Genomic DNA, 997 nt, shown 5'->3' with positions numbered 1-997 from the left:
GACCGCAGCCGCGGCTCCGAGGTCGGCGAGCGTCCGGGGACCGGGCGGCGCGGGCCACATCCGAGCGGGAGTGGTCCCGTTCCCCTACTTCAACTTCGGGGGTGAACACGGCCGGGGCAGGCACTCGGCGAGTCAGGGCGCGGGCGGGCTGCTGGACCCGTCCGAACTCCCGCCGTTCGGCGCGTCCCCCGGCGACTTCTCGCCGCTGACGAGGAAGTCGAGCAGGTTCCCGACCAGCCGTTCGTTGTCCGCCCGGTAGAGGAACTCCTGCGTCGCGACGCTGGTGTCGCCGACCGCGACGACGTTCCCCGAGCGGGCGACGACGCCGTAGCTCCCCTCGCGTCGGGTCTGGGAGAGGATCGTCTCCTCGGCGGCCACTACGGTATCGCCGCCGGTCACGGGCGTCGCCTCGTAGAAGACCGCGCGGTCGACGCCCTCGGTCAGGTCGCCGTCGCTGCTGGGCGTCCCGGCGACCGCGCGGTAGTTCAGCGTCGCCTCGCCCTGCGTGTAGAGGTAGCCGTTGTCGGACGCCAGCCCGAACTGGGAGAGCATCGGCGCGAGCGGGCTGGTCACGCTGCCCTCCGTCGAGAGCGTGAGCAGGGCGGTCCCGCCGCTGGCCTTCTCGGGTTCGTCCATCACCAGCACGCGGCCGCCGGCGTCGGCGAACGCCCGCAGGCCGTCGAGTTCGTCGTCGGTGTAGCTGCTCCCGCCGCCGAGCACGACGAGCGCGTCGGCCTCGCTGAGCGAGTCGTTGAGCGGCTGCCCGCCGGCGCGGGGACCGACGTGGTAGCGCACGGTCGCGCCGTTCTCCGTCAGCGTCGTCACGATCGGCGCGAGCGCCTCGCGGTCGATGCTCGCGCTGTGGGCCGTGTCGATCACGACCTCCGTCCCGTCGGCGTCGGCGGACATGGTGAGTTCGCCCGACTGCTCGGGCACCGTCGCGACTGAGTCGGCGGCGTTGAACGACGGCCCGTCCACCTCGCCGTCGAACGGCGTC

1 protein-coding gene is annotated in these 997 nt (G+C 73.0%); it reads right to left on the bottom strand.

Going from position 1 to position 997, the window contains the following annotated elements; translation table 11 throughout:
* Nucleotides 1–132: 132 nt before the first annotated feature.
* A partial coding sequence (locus tag ACFR9S_RS13255; RefSeq protein WP_379818856.1) for a DUF4350 domain-containing protein occupies nt 133–997 on the bottom strand: 865 nt, incomplete at its 5' end.

This window comes from Halolamina salina, assembly GCF_042678005.1.
Classification (GTDB): Archaea; Halobacteriota; Halobacteria; order Halobacteriales; family Haloferacaceae; genus Halolamina; species Halolamina salina.
Note: the sequence above shows the minus strand (reverse complement) of the source record. Positions and strands in the feature narration are given on the sequence as shown.